This window comes from Streptomyces roseicoloratus (assembly GCF_004117935.1).
In the GTDB taxonomy this organism is placed as follows: Bacteria; Actinomycetota; Actinomycetes; order Streptomycetales; family Streptomycetaceae; genus Streptomyces; species Streptomyces roseicoloratus.
The window spans coordinates 1-14,894 of record NZ_SDOY01000013.1; the positions used below are offsets into that span (position 1 = coordinate 1).

9 protein-coding genes and 1 riboswitch are annotated in these 14,894 nt (G+C 75.2%); of the genes, 5 read left to right on the forward strand and 4 right to left on the reverse strand.

Annotated features, from left to right (window positions below; all coding sequences use genetic code 11):
- Positions 1 to 332: 332 nt before the first annotated feature.
- On the reverse strand, positions 333 to 1,244 hold the full coding sequence (locus tag ESG85_RS00880) for an MHYT domain-containing protein (RefSeq protein ID WP_246094749.1): 912 nt from the start codon (positions 1,242 to 1,244) through the stop codon (positions 333 to 335).
- Between the two features lie 205 nt (positions 1,245 to 1,449).
- Here ESG85_RS00880 and ESG85_RS00885 point away from each other — a divergent pair, with 205 nt between their 5' ends.
- Both ESG85_RS00885 and ESG85_RS00890 read left to right on the forward strand, forming a co-directional pair.
- Positions 1,450 to 2,052, forward strand: coding sequence for a class I SAM-dependent methyltransferase (locus ESG85_RS00885; RefSeq protein WP_128976062.1), 603 nt, complete (start codon positions 1,450 to 1,452; stop codon positions 2,050 to 2,052).
- Positions 2,053 to 2,196: 144 nt separating this feature from the next.
- Entirely contained in the window at positions 2,197 to 3,075 is an 879-nt protein-coding gene (locus ESG85_RS00890; RefSeq protein ID WP_128976063.1) for a hypothetical protein, read from the forward strand.
- Positions 3,076 to 3,220: 145 nt separating this feature from the next.
- Here the strand turns inward: ESG85_RS00890 and ESG85_RS00895 are convergent, their stop codons facing one another.
- Entirely contained in the window at positions 3,221 to 4,339 is a 1,119-nt protein-coding gene (locus ESG85_RS00895) for a fatty acid desaturase family protein (protein ID WP_128976064.1), read from the reverse strand.
- 297 nt (positions 4,340 to 4,636) lie between these two features.
- Between ESG85_RS00895 and ESG85_RS35590 the strand changes: the two genes are divergently transcribed.
- Positions 4,637 to 7,999, forward strand: coding sequence for a DEAD/DEAH box helicase (locus ESG85_RS35590; protein ID WP_425471130.1), 3,363 nt, complete (start codon positions 4,637 to 4,639; stop codon positions 7,997 to 7,999).
- Positions 7,996 to 9,426, forward strand: a complete 1,431-nt coding sequence (locus ESG85_RS00910) for an SWIM zinc finger family protein (RefSeq protein ID WP_425471131.1) — start codon at positions 7,996 to 7,998, stop codon at positions 9,424 to 9,426. The genes ESG85_RS35590 and ESG85_RS00910 overlap by 4 nt, the downstream gene beginning before the upstream one ends.
- 99 nt (positions 9,427 to 9,525) lie before the next feature.
- Here ESG85_RS00910 and ESG85_RS00915 read toward each other — a convergent pair whose 3' ends face one another.
- Together ESG85_RS00915 and ESG85_RS00920 are read right to left on the reverse strand one after the other, a co-directional pair.
- Positions 9,526 to 10,326: a hypothetical protein gene (locus ESG85_RS00915; RefSeq protein WP_128976066.1), complete on the reverse strand. Its 801-nt coding sequence runs from the start codon at positions 10,324 to 10,326 to the stop codon at positions 9,526 to 9,528.
- A gap of 242 nt (positions 10,327 to 10,568) precedes the next feature.
- Complete coding sequence (locus ESG85_RS00920) at positions 10,569 to 11,423, reverse strand: bifunctional 5,10-methylenetetrahydrofolate dehydrogenase/5,10-methenyltetrahydrofolate cyclohydrolase (protein WP_128976067.1); 855 nt, start codon at positions 11,421 to 11,423, stop codon at positions 10,569 to 10,571.
- Between the two features lie 29 nt (positions 11,424 to 11,452).
- A riboswitch (ZMP/ZTP riboswitch) is annotated at positions 11,453 to 11,559 on the reverse strand.
- 309 nt (positions 11,560 to 11,868) lie between these two features.
- On the opposite strand from ESG85_RS00920, the gene ESG85_RS36530 reads away from it, so the two are divergent.
- On the forward strand, positions 11,869 to 14,877 hold the full coding sequence (locus tag ESG85_RS36530) for an AfsR/SARP family transcriptional regulator (RefSeq protein WP_128976068.1): 3,009 nt from the start codon (positions 11,869 to 11,871) through the stop codon (positions 14,875 to 14,877).
- Positions 14,878 to 14,894: the final 17 nt, after the last annotated feature.

Below are 14,894 nucleotides of genomic sequence, written 5' to 3' on the forward strand. Positions count from 1 at the left end.
CCCGCGGGCCGCCGCGGGCGGCTGGGCGGGGGACCCGGTGTCCGGGGTCCTGCGGGGAGTTCGCATGGCCTCCTCGTTCCTTCGTTCACGGACCCGTGGAGCGGCGGGGTCCGGTGGTGCTGGGGGTGTACGGCCCGCTGGTCACGCGGCGGCGCTCCGGTCGGCGCGGGCCGCGCCTTCTGCCTCAGGGCCGGACCGCCGAGGGCGGCGCCCCCGCGGAGAGCCACGGGAGGGTCGTCGGCACGGGTCCTGTGGACGAGCCGCCGGAGACAGGCGCCGGGAGCGAGACCACCGGGCGGCGGGCCGCGGGGACGGGCGGCACCGGCGGCGGTTCAGGTCCGGGCGTCGTGACGGCGGTGGGGATCGGCCGGGCCGTGGACCGGGCCCGAGTGACGGGCGCAGGCCGGTGAGGAGCGCTCGGGAGGGCCCGGCTCCGCCGCCGGGCGGTAGCCGGGCGGTGCCACGTCCACGGCGCGTTCGTCGGGCTCGGTCAGGCGCTCGGCGGAGGCGTACGCGGCTCGCTCGCGAGCGCTCGGCGACAGGGCGACGAAGGCCGCGGTGATGAAGAGATAGGAGCCGAGGCCGACGGCGAGCGGGAAGATGAACTGCATGGTGGTGGCGCCCGGGAGGCCCGCCGAGGACGGCGACACCTCGACCCGTACGGCGAACATGCCGGTGTAGTGCATGCTGCTCACCGCCGCGCCCATGACGAGGGAGGCGAGCGCCACCGCCGCCGGCGCGTGGATGTTGAGGGCCGCCCAGAGTGCGGCGGTGGCGGCCACGACCGCGATGACGACGGAGAGCACCACGAGCAGCGGGTCGTACCGCACCTGTCCGTGCAGCCGCAGTGCCGCCATGCCCAGGTAGTGCATGCTCGCCACCCCGACGCCGGTGGTCAGGCCGCCGGCCAGGAGTGATCGGACCCGGTCGCGTCCGTATCCGACGGCGAAGACGCCGACGCCCACGACGGCCATGGCGACGACCAGGCTGAGGAGGGTGAGGGGAACGTCGTAGCGGATGTCGGTGCCGGTGACGCCGAAGCCCAGCATCGCGACGAAGTGCATCGTCCAGATGCCGGTGCCGATCGCCGAGGCGGCGGTGAGGAGCCAGTTGCGCCGCGAGCGGCCGGTCGCGTCGAGGGCGCGTACCGTGCAGCGCAGTCCGAGGGCGGCGCCGATGCAGGCCATCGCGTACGACAGCACAGGTGTCAGCCAGCCATAGGCGGCGTGGTCCAGGTGTCCCATGACCCAGGGACGCTAGTGCGCGCCTGGGGGCGCACCCGGGGCGCATTTCGAAAGCTGATGGAATATGACAGAGAGATGTTTCCGAACGATCAGGACCGTCTCGAACATGCGCACCGATCGTTCACTCACACAGGGGAAGTTCGGGGCGCGACGGGCGGAAATCTCCCCCCTGTGGGTGACGCGCCCCTGAGAGATCATGGGTCACATGAGCGATGACCCCACGCATGTACGGGAGTTCTTCGGCGTTCGCGCCGCCGACTGGGACCGCAGGTTTCCCGACGACGGGCCCGCCTACGCCGCCGCGGTCGCCGAGATCGGCCTGCGCCCGGGCGACGCGGTGCTCGACGCGGGCTGCGGCACCGGTCGCGCCCTGCCGCCGCTGCGGGACGCGGTCGGCCCCACGGGCACCGTCGTCGGGATCGACCTGACGCCCGAGATGCTCGCCGAGGCGGTGAAGGCCGGCCGTGACCGGATCGGGAGCCTGATCCTGGCCGACGTCGCCGGGCTGCCGCTGCGCGCCGGCGCGCTCGACGCCGTCTTCGGAGCGGGGCTCGTCTCCCACCTCGCCGACCCGGAGCGGGGGCTGCGCGAACTGGCCCGGGTCGTCCGGCCGGGCGGCCGGCTCGCGCTCTTCCACCCGATCGGCCGGGCCGCACTCGCCGCCCGGCACGGCCGCCGGATCACCGACGAGGACCTACGGGCCGAGCCCAACCTGCGCCCCCTGCTGGCCCGTTCCGGGTGGGACCTGGTCTCCTACACCGACGAGGAGGACCGCTTCCTGGCCCTGGCCGTACGCCGTACGCCGTGACCCCGTGCGGCACCGAGCCCCGCCCTCGCCCCAGCACCGCCGCCTCCGGCCGTTCCGCGGGCCGGCGATCAGGAGGGCTCCGGCTCTCGACGGACAGGTTACTCACTGGTTAGGGTGCGCCGACGACCAGATGGGGAGGCTGACGTGGGCGGAACGGAACCCACCGCGACCGGCGCGGCCGACGCCGGCGCGCCCGGCGACGACGACTCGCTGTACGTGCTGACGGCGGCGCTGCTCACACCCGCGCAGTTCCCCAGCGTCCTCGGCGACGACTACCCGGCGGCCTGCGCGGCCCTGCGCCTCGAGCCCTACGCGGAGGGCTACGGCCTGGTGCTCGGACAGGACGGCACGGGGGCCCGCTGGACCGTGGTCGTCGACGACGTGTCGCTCGTCGCGGTCGCCATCGCGTCCTGGGACTGCGGCATGGCGTACGACCTGTCCCCCGACGAGCGGTCCGTCGTGTCCGCCCTGCCCGGCTGGCCGCTCGCCGTCGCCACCGCCGCGCCCGGACTCCCGGCGCCCCACGACCCCGCACCGGAGGAGGGCGCCCCGGCACCGCTCGCACCGCCGGACGGCGCGGCCTGGGGGCCGGCGCAGCGACGCCAGGGCGCGGACATGGTGGCGCTGCAGTGGAACGAGTGGCGTGCCCGGATGGACGACGGCGCCGAGGACGCCGACGGCACCGGCTCCGGGGAGACCAGGGACGGTGCCGGTGCCGGGGGCGGGAGGGGGTCCGAGGGGCCCGGGTCCGACCCGTACGAGGGTGTCCGCCGCGCGTTGAAGGAGCTCGGCGAGTACGTCGCCGAGGCGCCGCCCGTCGGCCGCGTGCGGTCCGGTTTCGCGGGCGGCGAGGCCCGGATGCTGCGGGCCGACGGTCCCGGCTGGTCGCTGGTGGCCCGGACCGACGACATGGCCTTCGTCCTGCTCGACGACGAGCCGCACGAGGTCCTTCCGGTGACCCGCGGTCCGAAGCTGCCGGCGCTGCTCGAGTCCCTGGACGCGATGGCGGTCCGGCCCAGCTGACCGCCGGCAGGCGGCGTCGCCGCGGCCTGGTGACCGACGGCGCCGGGGCCCGGGGACCGACGGCTCGGAGGCCGCCCGAGGGCCGGCGGCACGGGGGCCGAACGGCTGACGGATCTGCGGCCGGACGGGCCCATGCCGGCAGGCCCTACGCGGTCGGCTCGCCGCGCAGCGGGGCGCCCACCTCGTGCAGGTGGCCGAGCGCCTGGCGGTAGGAGTCGACGAAGCCGGTCTCGGTGTACGGGATGCCGAGCGCCCGGCAGTGGGCGCGGACCGCGGGCTGGGCGAGCCGCAGGTGCGGGCGCGGCATGCTGGGGAAGAGGTGGTGCTCGACCTGGTAGTTGAGGCCGCCGAGGAACCAGTCGGTGAGGGCGCCGCCCCGGATGTTGCGGGAGGTCAGCACCTGACGGCGCAGATGGCCCCAGGAGTCGCCGTCCGGGTGGGCGTCGGGCATCTCCATGCCCTTGTGGTTGGGCGCGAAGGCCATGCCGAGGTGCACGCCGAGCAGCATCTGGTGGAGCAGGGCGAAGACGAGGGCCTGGGCCGGTGTCAGCAGGGTGAGCAGCAGGGCCGCGTATCCGGCGACGTGAGCGAGGAGCAGGGCGCCTTCGACGAGGCGCTCGCGACGGCTGCGGCAGGGGCCGGTCCGGGAGAGCAGGGCCTGGACGCCGTACACCTTGAGCGCGATGCCCTCGAGCGTGGTGAGCGGGAAGAAGAGCCAGGCCTGGTGGCGGGTGAGCCAGCGGCGCAGTCCGGTGCGGCCGGCGGTCTGGTGGGCGGCGAAGACGAGGACGTCCGCGGCGACGTCGGGGTCCTTGTCGAGGTGGTTCGGGTTGGCGTGGTGACGGTTGTGCTTGTCGTTCCACCACTCGCGGCTCATGCCGAGCAGCAGGTTGGCGTGGACGAGCTGGACGGCGCGGCCGAGCCCGCGCCGGTCGGTGATCTGGGAGTGGCCGGCGTCGTGGCCGACGAAGGCCATGCGGGCGGAGAAGAGGGCGAGGGGCAGCGCCAGCGGAAGGGCCCACCAGGAGGGTCCGATCAGGGCGAGAGCGGTGATCACGGCGGCCACGCCGAGAAGGTTGGCGGCGATGTCGCGGGCGTACCAGCCGGTGCGTCGTTCGAGCAGGCCTTGCTCCTTGACGGTGCGCAGGAGCGGGGCGAACTCACTGCCGCCGCCCGCGGCGGGCCGACGGCGGCGGGCGGAGCCCGGTGCGGGCACGGCGGGCGGCGATACGGGGGCGTCGATCGTCGCTGTGGCCTGAGGCATGGCGGTCTCCGGGGTCCGTGGCGGGGCCGTGGAAGGGGCCTGGGGAAGACCGTCGCGAGGACCACGCCGGCCTGGAAAAAACCTAGGGAGCCCTGAGCGTCCGGACCATGGCGTCACCACCCGGGCCCGCTCGGGGGCCGGCCCGGGGGCCGGGGGTGGGGCCGGCCCCGGGTCCGGGGTGGGGTCTGCCCCACCCCGACGGGAGGACGTGACGGGGATCACGGGCGCGGGGCGTACGGGAGGGCGGGTCGGTGGAGTACCCTCGGCCGCTCGACCCAGTAGTCAAATTTGAGGAATGTGTTGTCGCAGTCTCCGCCGCAGTCGCTCCCGTCCTCCTCCTCGCACCCGGTCGCGCCCCGGGACACGCCCGCACCGCCGGCCGGTCACGCGCGCGCGTCCGCTCTCACGTCCACGCTCGGTTCCACGGCCACGACGGCGACCGTCACCACGGCCCTCGCCGACGAACTCGCGTGCTGCTCCGCCGTGTTCCTGCCCGCCGATCCACCGCGCGCGGGGCGGGTCGCCTTCTGGTCCGACGAGGCGCCTCCCGCCGACGACGGCGCGCTCACCCCGCTGACGGTCCTCGACGTCGTCGACGAGGACATCCGGCCGCGGACCGTACCGGCGCTCCTGCTGTCCGTGCGGGACGCCCTGCCCGTCCTCGCACGGGCGCGCTTCGCCGCGGACCGCTCGCCGTCGGCGGCGTTCTGGGGCGCGGCCGCGCTGTTCTCCCTCGACCTGGTGGCCCGGGGTCTGCTCCTTCCGGGGCTCACCGCGGGCGACCTGGACGCCTGGCGGGTCGGTCCGCTCGGGGCGGAGGAGGTGGCGGCACTGCGCGACCTCGCGGCCTCCATGCCGCCGTCGGCCCACGCCGTACCCCTGCCACCCGCCGAGGCCGACGGCGAGGGCCTCTTGCTGCCCGAACCGGAGGAACTGCTCCGGGCGTTCGCCGACGCCGTCGCCGACGTCCTCCCCCGGACCCCGGCGGCGCCGCTCGCGGCGGGCGGTCGGGCCTTCGCCGCCGACGAGCACCACGCGCCGCGTGCGCTGCCGGAGCACCGTGCCTGGGCGGCGGACGTGGCCGCCGGACACAACGCGGGAGTCCGACTGTCGCTGCGCGTCGAACTGGTGACGGGGCGGGGGACGACGGGGAGGCGGGGGAACGCCCAGGCGACCGCAACCGCCGGGTCGGGGAACGACCGTGCCGGGGAAGCCGAGCCCGCCGAGGTGACGTCCGCGTCGTCCGGGCCCGGATCTCCTTCCCTTTCCGCGTCCGCCCTCCCCTCCGCCTCCGCGTCAGCCTCAGCCTCAGCCTCAGCCTCAGCCTCAGCCTCAGCCGTGAACGACCTGCTCGGCGACGGGGCTTCGGTGCCCTCCTTCCGTGTCGTGCCGCAGTTGCACGCGGTGGCCGACCCCGCGCTCGTCGCGGACGCGGCGGATCTCTGGACCGGTACGGCGCCCACGCCCGGCGCGGCCGACGGCGCGTTCGGGTCGCGGGCGCGGATGGACGCGCTGCTCGCGCTGCGCCGGGCGGCGCGCGCCTGGCCCGCGCTGTCCCCGCTGCTGACGGCGGCCGTGCCGGACGCCGTGGACCTGGCCGACGAGGAGGTCGCCGAGCTCCTCGGCTCCGCCGGCCGCGCCCTCGCGGCCGCCGGCGTCCGTGTCCACTGGCCGCGCGAACTCGCCCGCCGGCTCACGACCACCGCCGTGATCGGCCCGCCCTCGGAGCCGGACGGGTCCGTCGCGGCGGCCCAGGACGGTCGGGGTGACGCACTGCCGTCGTTCCTCTCGGCGGACAGACTGCTCGCCTTCAACTGGCGCTACGCGATCGGCGACCAGGAGCTCACCCGCGAGGAGCTCGACCGGCTCGCCGAGGCCGGCCGGCCGCTGGTGCGACTCCGCGACCAGTGGGTGCTCGTCGATCCGGAGGAGGTGCGCGGCGCCCGGTCGCGGCAGGACCGCCGGCTGAACCCCATCGATGCGCTCGGCGCCGTACTGAGCGGCACCACCGAGGTCGACGGCCGCCAGGTGAAGGTCCGGGCGTCCGGCTGGATGGAGCGGCTGCGCGCCCGGCTCACCGCTCCGGAGAGCACCACTCCGCCGGGCACCGATCCGGCGAGCGCCACTCGGGGAGGAACCGCTGCCGGGACCGCCCCGGACGGCTCCGCTCCCGACGGCAACGCTCCGGAAGGCGGCGGAGTGGAAGACCGCGAGCCGGAGATCGCGCAGCCCGCCGCGCTCGCGGCGACGCTGCGCGACTACCAGCTGCGCGGCCTCGCCTGGCTGCACCGGATGACCTCACTCGGGCTCGGCGGCTGCCTCGCCGACGACATGGGTCTCGGCAAGACGATCACCCTCATCGCGCTCCACCTGCACCGGCAGTCGGACCCGGACACCGCCGGGCCGACCCTGGTGGTCTGCCCCACCTCGCTCATGGGCAACTGGCAGCGGGAGATCGAGAAGTTCGCCCCGGGTACGCCGGTGCGACGCTTCCACGGCGCGGTGCGCACGCTGGACGGGCTCGCCGACGACGGCTTCGTCCTCACCACGTACGGCACGATGCGGCTCGACGCGGCGCGGCTCGCCGCCCGGCCGTGGGGACTGGTCGTCGCCGACGAGGCGCAGCACGTCAAGAACCCGTACTCGGCGACCGCCCGCGCGCTGCGCACAATCGGCGCCAGGGCTCGGGTGGCGCTCACCGGCACGCCCGTGGAGAACAACCTCTCCGAGCTGTGGGCCATTCTCGACTGGACCACTCCGGGTCTGCTCGGCGGGCTCGGCGCGTTCCGCACGCGCTACGCCTCCGCCGTCGAGGGCGGTGGCGATCCGGCCGCGGCGACCCGACTCGCCGCGCTCGTCCGGCCGTTCCTGCTGCGGCGGCGCAAGTCGGATCCGGACATCGCGCCCGAGCTGCCGCGGAAGACGGAGACCGACCACGCCGTGTCCCTCACCGCGGAACAGGCGGGGCTCTACGAGGCGGTGGTGCGCGAGACGCTGACCGCGATCGCCGGGGCGGACGGGATGGAGCGGCGCGGTCTGGTCGTCAAGCTGCTCACCGGACTCAAGCAGATCTGCAACCACCCGGCGCAGTACCTCAGGGAGGACCGGCCGCGCGTCGAGGGGCGTTCGGGCAAGCTGGAGCTGCTCGACGAACTCCTCGGCACGATCCTGGCGGAGGAGGCGAGCGTGCTCGTCTTCACCCAGTACGTGGGAATGGCACGCCTCCTGGAGCGGCATCTGGCGGCGCGTGGCGTGCCGACCCAGTTCCTGCACGGCGGTACGCCGGTCGCCGAGCGGGAGGCCATGGTCGCCCGCTTCCAGGCCGGTGAGGCGCCCGTCTTCCTGCTCTCCTTGAAGGCGGCGGGTACGGGCCTCAATCTGACGCGGGCCGGGCACGTGGTGCACTACGACCGCTGGTGGAACCCGGCGGTGGAGGCGCAGGCGACGGACCGCGCGTACCGGATCGGGCAGACCCAGCCGGTGCAGGTCCACCGGCTGATCGCCGAGGGCACGATCGAGGACCGCATCGGGGAGATGCTGGAGCGCAAACGAGCGCTCGCCGACTCGGTGCTCGGCACCGGCGAGGCGGCCCTGACGGAGCTCTCCGACGCCGAGCTGGCCGAACTGGTCCGCCTGCGCGGGGAGGACGAGACGCGATGACCGGCCACAAAAACAAGGGCGGTCGTGGGCACGGCTTGGGGAACGACCCCGGCGGCGGTCCCGGCGGCCATCGTGAGAGCAGTCGCCGGAGCGGTCTCGCGAACGGCGGCAGGAACCGCTTCGGAAACCGAGGTTCAGCCTTGACGAGAAAGGACGACACGATCAGCGAGGAACGGACCTTCGCGGCACTGCCGCCCGTACGGGGCGGGGCGTTCGCCCGTACCTGGTGGGGCCGGGCGTGGCTCAAGGCGCTGGAGGACACGGCGCTCGACGACCGGCAGGTGAAGCGGGGACGGCGACACGCCCGGTCCGGCGCGGTCGGCGCGGTGTCGGTGCGGCCGGGCCGGATCACGGCGGTGGTGCAGGACCGGGACGGCACCGCGTACCGCAGTGACGTGCTGCTGCAGGAACTGTCGGAGGAGGAGTGGGACCGCCTGGTCGGCCTGGCCGCCGGCAGCGCGGGGCACATCGCGGCCCTGCTCGACCGTGAGATGCCGCCGCACCTGGTCGAGGACGCGGCGGCGGTCGGCATCGAACTGCTGCCGGGCATCGGTGACCTGGAGCCGGAGTGCGGCTGCGAGGCATGGGACCACTGCCCGCACACCACGGCCCTGTGCTACCAGGTGGCGCGGCTCCTCGACGAGGATCCGTTCGTGCTGATGCTCATGCGCGGGCGTGGGGAGCGGGCCCTGATCGAGGCATTGCAGGAGCGGAGCTCGGGACGGCCGGCCAAGCCGCCGGAGGACGCGGAGGAGGTGGCGGCGGCCGCCGGACGGCGGCGCTCGGGCGTGTCGGCGGAGGAGGCCTTCGCGAGCCGGTACTTCCTGCCACCGCTGCCCGCCCCGCCCGTGCCGCCCGCCGCCCTGGGTGAGCCGCCGTCGCTGGACACGGAGGCCGCCCCGGAGCCGGGGCTGGATCCGACGGCCCTGGAGTTCCTGGCGGCGGACGCGGCGGCCCGTGCCCGGATGCTGCTCACCGGCGTCGTCCCGCTCGGCGAGCCGCCGTTGACGGCCTCGCAGGACGCGGTACGGCTCGCCGCGGGCGCCCCGGCGCCGTGGATCGCGGCGCGACTCGCCGAGGGTTCGGGGCGCGAGCGTGCCGCGCTCGGCCTCGCGGTGCGGGCGTGGCGTCTGGGCGGCCCGGCGGCCCTGGCCGTCCTGGAGGAGGAGTGGCAGCCGGCCCAGGAGGCCCTGCGGCGCGCCGAGACCCGACTGGCGGAGGCCTGGGAGGCGTCCGAACGCCCCGCCCTCCGCCCGTCGGGCCCGGCCCGCTGGACGGTCGTCGGCACGGACACCCAGCTCCGCCTCGGCCCTGACGGCCGCTGGTGGCCCTACCGCGAGGAACACGGCGTCTGGGTCCCGGCGGGCCCTGCCGACCAGGACCCGGCGGCGGCGCTGGCGGGGCCGGCGGCAACGGCGGAGACGTAGGGCGGGCATCGGGCGGCGGCCCGGCGACACGGCTGCCAGGGCGGCGGCGTTGACGGGCGACACGCCACGGCGACGGGCTTCGGCGGCCCGCCCGGCCGGTCACCGCAGCGGCGCGGTGAGCCTGGCCGTCCCGGTCGGGGCAGCCAGGCTGCAGGCCACGGTGGTCTCGCCGAGCAGGTAGCTGGTGCGGTACGGGTACTGGACGAAGGTGGACCAGCGGGTGCCGAGCGGCTGTTCCGCGGCCTTGACCCGCAGAGGTACCCGGCACAGGGTGGCCGCCGCGTCCCGTACGGCGTCGTTGTCGGCGTACGCGCCGGCGAGGCGGAGCCGGGCCACGAGTTCGGCGTCGTGCGGCGTGTCGCAGGTCCGGCGGACGACGGTGCCGGGCGCGTCGCGATCGATGTCGAAGCAGTCGCCGACGCGCAGTCCGGCGTACGGGCTGGGGGCGGGGGCCGGCGACGTGCGCCGGGTCGCGCTGCCGCGCGGCCGGGGGGCCGTGGTGCCGGCGGCCGCCGGGGCGGAGGCCGGCCGACGGGAGGCGGTCGGCTCGCGCCGGTCGTCTTCGGCGGGCCGTCGGGCGTCCGGTCGCTTCGACTCCGGCGGAAGCGGCGACGGGCTCTCGCCCTGGGCTGCGGGCCGCTGCCCGGTCGAGGCGGACGGTGTACCGGAGGGCGCTCCGGCCGCCCGGCCGGCGGTGGTCCCCGAGGACGTGCCGGCCGCGCCGCGGCCGGCGGCGGCCGCGGCGGAGGGCATGGCGTGCGGATCGCCGTCGCCCGCGCCTCCGCGTGCCGTGACGGCGAAGGACAGGGCGAGGATCGCGGCGAGCGGCAGGACGACGGCGCCCGGCCGTCGCGGTGGCCGGGCGTCGCGGGACGATGATTCCGTGGGCGGGTGGAGCATGGGAACCAGGGTCACCCGTCGTCGTTCATGTCGCGAGCGATACCGGGGAGTTGGGGCTCGCCCGTACAGAACCGTGACATTCCCGCCGGTCCGGGATGCCGTGCGGGAAGGGCGCCGGAGCCGTGCCGCACCCGCGCGTGGGCGGCCTCCCGCCCGAGCGCTCGCACGGCCTCCCGGACGACCCGCTCCACCGGCCACTCCACCGCGGACCGCATTCCTGGTGCTCCTGGTCCCGCTCGTGCCTACAGACCGAGCCGGCGCTCGGCCGCGTCGACGGTCTGGGCGAGGAGGACGGCGATGGTCATCGGGCCGACGCCGCCGGGGACGGGCGTGATGAGGGAGGCGCGCTCGGCGGCGCCGGCGAAGTCGACGTCGCCGACGTTGCCGGGGTTGTAGCCCGCGTCGATCACGACGGCGCCGGGCTTGATGTCCTCGCCCTTGATGAAGTTCGGCTTGCCGACGGCGGCGACCAGGACGTCGGCCTCGCGGACGGCGGCGGAGAGGTCGGTGGTGCGGGAGTGGCAGTAGGTGACGGTCGCGTCGCGGCCGAGGAGCAGCAGACCGGCCGGCTTGCCGAGGATGGCGCTGCGGCCGACGACCACGGCGCGCTTGCCGGTGAGGTCGACGTCGTACGCGTCGAGCAGCCGCATGATGCCGCCCGGAGTGCAGGAGACGAATCCGGGGAGACCGAAGCCCATGGCGGCGAAGGAGGCCATGGTGACGCCGTCGACGTCCTTCTCCGGGGCGATGGCCTCGAAGGCGGCGCGCTCGTCGATGTGCGGGCCGACCGGGTGCTGGAGCAGGATGCCGTGCACGTCGGGGTCCTCGGAGAGCGCGGTGATCGCCGCGACGAGCTCCTCGGTCGTCGTCTCGGCGGGCAGTTCGACGTGCCGGGAGCGGATGCCGGCCTTCGCGCAGCGGTTCTGCTTCATCTTGACGTACGTCACGGAGGCGGGGTCCGCGCCGACGAGGACGGTGGCGAGGCAGGGCGTGGTGCCGGTGCGGCGGGTGAACTCGGCGGCGCGCGCGGCGGTCTCCTCGACCGTGCGGCGAGCGAGCGCGGTGCCGTCCATGAGGCGTGCGGTGCTGGTGGACATGGGCCACTCCTGAGCGTCGTCGATGACCGGTTGATCGCCCAGGCGCACGGCAGCGGCACGGCCGCGCGGGGTGTGCGCGTCCGCCGGACCGCTCCCTGGTGGTGATCCACCTCTAGCGCCAGTCACGGCCCGAGCCCCACTTTACGTGACGGCCGCGGCGGGGCGGACGCCCAGGGCATCCGGGCACGTCCGGCTGCCCGGCCGATCCCGATCCCGGTGCGGCGGTGGGACGGTGCGGCGGTGTGGTGGCGCCGCAAAGGCATCCCGACCTGACGGATTCCGCGGCCAATCGTGCTGGGGGATCCCGGTGCTCGGGGCGGCGCAAGTGGCGGGATCGGGTCCGGGGTTCGGGGGGCGGGGAGCGGCGTTCGCGCTGGTGCGCGTGGTGGTGGGGCGTGGTACGTGTGGAGGAGTTCGTAAATGATCAAGCCCACGGGGGAGGGCGATGAGTACCGCGCCGCAGCGGAGGCTCCTGGACGTTCGCATCCTGGGGCCGCTCGAAGTGAGAGTCGACGGGCACGTCCTGGAAGTGCCGGCCGCTCGGCAGCGCGCCCTGCTCGGGGCGCTCGCGCTCAACGCCGGGAGGAAGGTCGGCATCCCGTATCTGGCCGACTGCATCTGGGAGGACGCGCTTCCCGCCGATCCGGCCAATCAGATCGCCTCGATCGTGTCCGCGCTGCGCGGCACCCTGCGCCGGGTGGGAGCCCCGCAGGAGATCATCACCACCCGGCGGCCCGGTTACGAGCTGGACGTCGCGCACGGCGTCCGGGTGGACGTGGTCGACTTCCGCGCGGCCCAGCGCGAAGCGCGCGGGTTCGTCGAGTCCGGTGATCTCCAGCGGGCCCTTTCCCTGATGGAGGCGGGGTTGAGGCTCTGGCGCGGGCCCGTGCTCTCGGGTCCGGGCAGCCAGGCCCGGCAGCCCGAGACACGGCGGCTCGAAGAGGAGTACATCGCGCTGCGCGAGAGCTGCTCCGACATCCAGCTCGGCCTCGGCATGCACGAGGAGGTGATCGCCGGGCTGTCGGCGTTCGTCGAGGAGCACCCGCTGCTGGAGCGGCCACGCGCCCAGCTCATGCGGGCGCTGTTCGAGTCCGGGCGCCGGGCCGACGCCCTGGAGCTCTACCACTCCACCGCCGAGCTCCTCCGCGAGGAACTCGGCGTGGTCCCGGGAGGCGACCTCCAGCACATGCTCGAGGTCGTGCTGGCGGAGAGCCCGGAGACGTCGCGGAAGCCGCCGGTCGCCTTCCGCGCTTCGCCTTCCGGCGGACCGGAGCCCGGCGTCCCCTCGTTGCGGCAGCTTCCCGGGGACCTGCCGGAATTCGTGGGGCGGGAGGAGGAGCTCGAGACGGCGGTCGCGCACCTGGCGCGGCCGGAGGACGTGCGGGCCGCTCCCGTGGCCGTCGTCGTCGGGCCCGGAGGCACGGGGAAGACGACGCTCGCCGTCCACATCGCCCATCGACTGCACGACGTCTACCCGGACGGGCAGCTGTACGTGAACCTGGGCGGGATGAGCGGGAACCCGCTGTCTCCGCACGAGGCCCTGGGGCGGTTCCTGCGGGATCTGGGAGTCGCCGGGCCGGCCGTGCCGGACTCGCTCGACGACCGGTCCGCGCTGTTCCGCAGCCTGCTGGCCAAACGCCGGATCCTGCTGGTGCTGGACAACGCGGGCGACGCCGGCCAGCTGCGCCCGCTGCTCCCCGGCACCGGAAGCTGCGCCGTCCTGGTCACCAGCCGCGTACGCCTGACGTCCGTGCCCCACGCCCGGGTCCTCGAACTGGACGTCCTCGGACAGGACCAGGCCCGGCAGCTGTTCGGCCGGATCCTCGGCGCCGACCGCGTGTCCGCGGAGCCCGAGGCCGCCGCCGCCCTGGCCGAGTACTGCGGCCGGCTGCCGCTGGCCGTGCACATCGTCGCGGCGAAACTGGCGTCGAAGCCGCACTGGTCGCTGCGGAAGGCCGCGGCGCGGCTCGCGGACGAGCGCCGCCGCCTGGACGAACTCGCGCACGAGGGCCTCGAGGTCCGCAGCAGCCTCGAGCTGTCGCACCAGGGGCTCGAACCGCAGGCGCGTCGCCTGTTCCGCCTGCTTGCCCTGCTCGAGGCCGGGGACTTCGCCGAGTGGGTGTGCGGACCGCTCCTCGACATCCCCGTCGACGAGGCCGAGGAAGTGCTCGAAGAGCTGGTGGACGCCCGCCTCGTCGACGTCGTCTCGCCGCCCGGCAGCGACCGGACGCGCTACCGCATGCACGACCTGGTGCGGCTCTTCTCGGTGGAGTGCCTGGAGGAGGGCGAGCCGCAGGCGGCGCGCACGGCGGCGTTGCAGCGGACCGCCGCGACCACGCTGGCCCTGGCCGGTCTGGCGCACCGGAAGGTCTGCGGCGGCGACTTCACCGTGATCCACAGCCGCAGCGTCCGGCCGCCCGTCGACGCGGACATCGTCGAGCGCGTGGCCGCCGACCCGCTCGCGTGGTACGAGGCCGACCGGACGACCATCACCTCCCTGTGCGTCCAGGCCGCGGAGCACGACGAGGACGAGCTCGCCTGGGATCTGGCCGCCACGTCCCGGTGCCTGTTCAGCATCCGCTTCCACTTCGACGACTGGCAGCGCACCCACGAGGTCTCGCTTGACGCCACGCGGCGTCAGGGCAACAAGCGGGGCGAGGCGAGCGTGCTGCTGGGGCTCGGCGACCTCCACCTCACGCGTCGCGCGTACGACGTGGCCCTGCCGCTGCTGCGCCGCTCGCAGGAGCTGTTCGGGGAGGTGGGCGAGCACCACGGACGCGCCCTCGCCCAGCGCAAGGCGGCCTGCGCCGACCGGGTCCAGGGACGCACCGCCGAGGCGCTGGAGAGCTGGCGGCTGTGCCTGCCGGTCCTGGAGGAGGCGGGCGACCTCGAAGCGCAGGCGCAGGTGCTGCGCTGGACCGCGCAGACCCTGCTGGAGCTGGGGCGCGCCGACGAGGCGGAGACGTCGCTGCTCGCTGCGGAGCGCATGGCCGCGTCCTTCGCGGGCCGCAGTGCCGGTCAGGTACGGCTGGCCCGCGGCGACCTCGCGCTGTCCCGGGGTGATCTCGCGGCGGCGGACGAGAACTACCGCCGGGCGCTGGAGGTGACCGACCGGCTGGGTGACCGCAGCGGGAGCTGCGCGGCGCTGCTGGGACTGGGCACCGTCGACGTCCGGTCGGGTCGTACGGCGCGGGGCCGGGAGCGGCTGGAGAAGGCGCGGGCCGACGCGCGGGCCATTCAGGACCCGCTGCTGGAGCTGGAGGTCCTGCTCAGCCTGGCGGACGCGTGGGAGCGGGACGGCGAGCCGGGCGAGGCCCGCTCCCTGCTGACGCGGGGTGCGGAACTGTGCCGCCGGATCGGTGCCGCGTCGCGCCTGGAACGGTTCACGGCCGCCCTGTCGGCCCTGCCGCCGTCCCGTCCCGAGCAGCGGGCGGCCCTGCCCGCCCGGCCGTAGTGACCTGCCCGGCCGTC

Bases quoted from the DNA above. Each gene is read 5' to 3' on its own strand.
- ESG85_RS00880 (WP_246094749.1), bottom strand. From the start codon at position 1,244: ATGGGACACCTGGACCACGCCGCCTATGGCTGGCTGACACCTGTGCTG.
- ESG85_RS00885 (WP_128976062.1), top strand. From the start codon at position 1,450: ATGAGCGATGACCCCACGCATGTACGGGAGTTCTTCGGCGTTCGCGCC.
- ESG85_RS00895 (WP_128976064.1), bottom strand. From the start codon at position 4,339: ATGCCTCAGGCCACAGCGACGATCGACGCCCCCGTATCGCCGCCCGCC.
- ESG85_RS00910 (WP_425471131.1), top strand. From the start codon at position 7,996: ATGACCGGCCACAAAAACAAGGGCGGTCGTGGGCACGGCTTGGGGAAC.
- ESG85_RS00915 (WP_128976066.1), bottom strand. From the start codon at position 10,326: ATGCTCCACCCGCCCACGGAATCATCGTCCCGCGACGCCCGGCCACCG.
- ESG85_RS00920 (WP_128976067.1), bottom strand. From the start codon at position 11,423: ATGTCCACCAGCACCGCACGCCTCATGGACGGCACCGCGCTCGCTCGC.
- ESG85_RS36530 (WP_128976068.1), top strand. From the start codon at position 11,869: ATGAGTACCGCGCCGCAGCGGAGGCTCCTGGACGTTCGCATCCTGGGG.